Here is a 3386-nt window from a genome sequence, read left to right as displayed (position 1 = left end):
GGGTGCAGGCTGAACGCAGGTCTCGCGGAGTGGGCCGAGCGGCATGGATGCCGCGAGAGCCGCCCCCCGCCATGGATGGCGGATGGCGGCGGGCCCACGGAGCGAGACCGGAGTGAAGGAACCCTGAGGAACGAAGGGCCCAACCAGGAGCAAGCACCCTTGGTTACTTGGGGATGGTGCGACTTTCGACTTTTCCAAGTAACTCGCCGAAGGCGAAACAGTCTGCCCCCAGGCAGACGCTCTTGATCTTAAAGACCTTGATCTTGATCTTGATCTTGATGTTGATCTTGAAAAAGCCTACAGATGCCCCGCCAACTCACACGCCTCCCGATCCGCCTTCTCATTCGCCCCAAAATCCTCCGCCAGCAAATCCACCAACCCCCGCACCGACGGCAACAACCCCCGCCGAGAAGGAAACACCGCATGAATCAACCCACTCGGCGGACGAAACCCCGGCAGCAACTCAACCAGCCGCCCCTCATGCAACGAATGCCGAACCATAATCTCCGGCATCTGCACCACCCCCACACCCTCCACCGCCGCCCGGTGCAAAGCATCCAGATCCGACGTCACAAAGCGCGGCTGATGAGCAACCTCGATCCGCTCACCCCCCGGCCCGATCAACGCCCAACGGTGCTCACGGTTAGCCGGCGCCAGATCCATACTCGGCAGCCCCACCAACTCCTGCGGCGTTCGAATCGTCCTGCCCTCCAGCAACGAGGGACGAACCACCAACCGCTGATGGCTCTCGCCCAACACCTTCATCACCAGATTCTCATCGCCCAGCGGCGGAAAACGCACCCTCAGCGCGATGTCATACCCCTCCCCCAACACATCCACCCGACGGTTCGTGCTCTCCACCTGAATCTGCACTTTCGGGTGCAGCACCAGAAACTTCGCGATCGTGTCACTCACCCCCATCGAACCCAGCGCCGGCGGGCAACTGATGCGCACGATGCCCTGGGGCTCGGACCTCGACTGCTCGACCACCTTCTCGGCGGCATCGGCCTCCACCAGCATCGCCACACAATGCCGGTAATAATCCAGCCCCACCTCGGTCACCGTGAATTTGCGCGTGGTGCGCTGGATCAGCCGCACCCCCAGACGATCCTCCAACTGAGCGATGCGCCGGCTGAGCTTGGTCTTCGGCACCTCGATCTTGCGCGCGGCGGCCGCGAATCCCTTGTTCTCGACCACCTGCACGAAATAGTACAAATCGTTGAAGTCGTACACGGTATGCCGCTCGCCTGGCCGAAAGGGGCTGAGATTGTCGCAGGTTGCCAATGGGCTGTCCTGCGTCGGAGCGTGCAAACGATCCAGTCAACACATTCAACGCCGTGCACCTCTTGACCTTGCCAGAAGGGCAAGGTTGATCCTTACTGGCAATCGACTTGCCGGAGTGCCCGCGATGCCCAGTGCCCACACATTTGATCTGCCCATTACCGGCATGACCTGCGCCAGTTGCGCCGGCCGCGTCGAGCGCGCACTGCGCAAAGTGCCCGGCGTTCAAGTCGCCACGGTCAACCTCGCCAACGAACGCGCGCACGTCGAGGTCAGCGGGCAGATCGACCCGGCTGTGCTGGTGGCCGCCGTCGACAAGGCCGGCTACGGCGCCAGTCTCGAACAGGACCCAGCCACCCAGCAAGCCGACCAGCGCAAACGCCACGACACCGAGCGCTGGCAGTTGATCGTGGCCATTGTTCTCGCACTGCCGCTGGTCTTGCCAATGCTGCTGCAGCCGTTCGGCGTCCATGGGATGCTGCCGGCGTGGTTGCAGTTCGCCCTGGCAACGCCGGTGCAATTCCTCCTCGGCGCGCGCTTTTACGTCGCAGCCTGGAAAGCCTTGCGCGCCGGCGCCGGCAACATGGACCTGCTCGTCGCGTTGGGCACCAGCGCCGGTTACGGTTTGAGCGTTTACCAATGGCTAAGCGCTGGCCCCGGCACGATGCCGCACCTGTATTTCGAGGCCTCGGCGGTGGTCATCGCCTTGGTCCTGCTCGGCAAATACCTGGAGAGCAACGCCAAGCGCCAGACCGCCAGCGCGATCCGGGCCTTGGAAGCCTTGCGCCCAGAGCGCGCGATCCGACTGGTTAACGGGCAGGAAGCGGACGTCGCCATCAGCGCCCTGAGCGTCGGCGATACGGTGGTGGTGAAACCCGGCGAGCGCTTTCCGGTGGATGGCGAGGTGCTCGAAGGCCAGAGCCACGCCGACGAAGCCCTGATCAGCGGCGAGAGCCTGCCGGTGCCGAAACAGCCCGGCGACAGGGTCACCGGCGGTGCAATCAATGGCGAGGGCCGGCTGCTGATCAGCACCCGGGCGCTGGGCGCGGAAACCGTGCTGGCCCGCATCATCCGCCTGGTGGAAGACGCACAGTCTGCCAAGGCGCCGATCCAGAAACTGGTCGACAAGGTCAGTCAGGTGTTCGTGCCCGTGGTCCTGTTGATTGCCGTCGCGACGCTGGCAGGGTGGCTGATGGCTGGCGCGTCACTGGAAGCTGCGCTGATCAACGCCGTCACCGTGCTGGTCATCGCCTGCCCCTGTGCCCTCGGGCTGGCGACGCCGACTGCGATCATGGCCGGCACCGGCGTGGCCGCACGCCACGGCATTTTGATCAAGGACGCCGAAGCCCTGGAACGCGCCCATGAAGTCACCACGGTGGTCTTCGACAAGACCGGCACGCTGACTTCCGGCAGGCCGCGCATTGCCCACATGGCCGCGCTCGACGGTGATGAAAACACCTTGCTGCAACTGGCCGGTGCGCTGCAGCGTGGCAGCGAGCACCCATTGGCCAAAGCAGTGCTGGACGTGACCGCCGAACGCGGGCTGAGCCTGGATAACGTCGGCAATAGCCGCGCGCTGGCCGGACGCGGTATCGCCGGCACCCTGCGAGGCCGCGAGTTGGCGCTGGGTAATCACCGCTTGCTGCAGGAAAGCGGCTTGCTGGAAGAAAGCGGCTTGGCCGGGGACGCTCTGCACGAGCACGCTCAGGCATGGGAAGCCGAAGGCCGCACGCTGTCCTGGCTGATCGAACTGAGCCCCCAGCGTCGGGTGCTTGGTCTGTTTGCCTTCGGCGACACCCTCAAGACCGGCGCCGTTGAGGCCATCGCGCAACTGAACGCCCGGCACATCAGCAGCCACTTGCTGACGGGTGACAATCCCGGCAGCGCCAGGGTGGTGGCCGAGGCGCTGGGCATCCGCGACGTGCACGCCGAAGTGTTGCCTGCCGACAAAGCCGCGACCGTCATGGCGCTGAAGAAAACCGGCGTGGTGGCGATGGTTGGTGACGGCATCAACGACGCCCCTGCCTTGGCCGCCGCCGACATCGGCATCGCCATGGGCGGCGGCACGGACGTGGCCATGCACGCCGCCGGTATCACGTTGATGC

Annotated in this window: 1 protein-coding gene and 1 pseudogene; one reads left to right on the top strand and one right to left on the bottom strand. The window is 64.8% G+C overall.

The genetic code is table 11. The features are described from left to right. Positions 1–297 precede the first annotated feature (297 nt). On the bottom strand, positions 298–1233 hold the full coding sequence (locus tag QMX88_RS29065; protein ID WP_282373696.1) for a LysR substrate-binding domain-containing protein: 936 nt from the start codon (positions 1231–1233) through the stop codon (positions 298–300). A 196-nt stretch (positions 1234–1429) separates the two neighbouring features. Between QMX88_RS29065 and QMX88_RS29060 the strand changes: the two are divergent. Beyond that, positions 1430–3386, top strand: a pseudogene (locus QMX88_RS29060) (heavy metal translocating P-type ATPase); the annotation flags it as partial.

The sequence above is a fragment of the Pseudomonas sp. PS02290 genome (assembly GCF_029960075.1).
Taxonomy (GTDB): domain Bacteria; phylum Pseudomonadota; class Gammaproteobacteria; order Pseudomonadales; family Pseudomonadaceae; genus Aquipseudomonas.
Note: the sequence above shows the minus strand (reverse complement) of the source record. Positions and strands in the feature narration are given on the sequence as shown.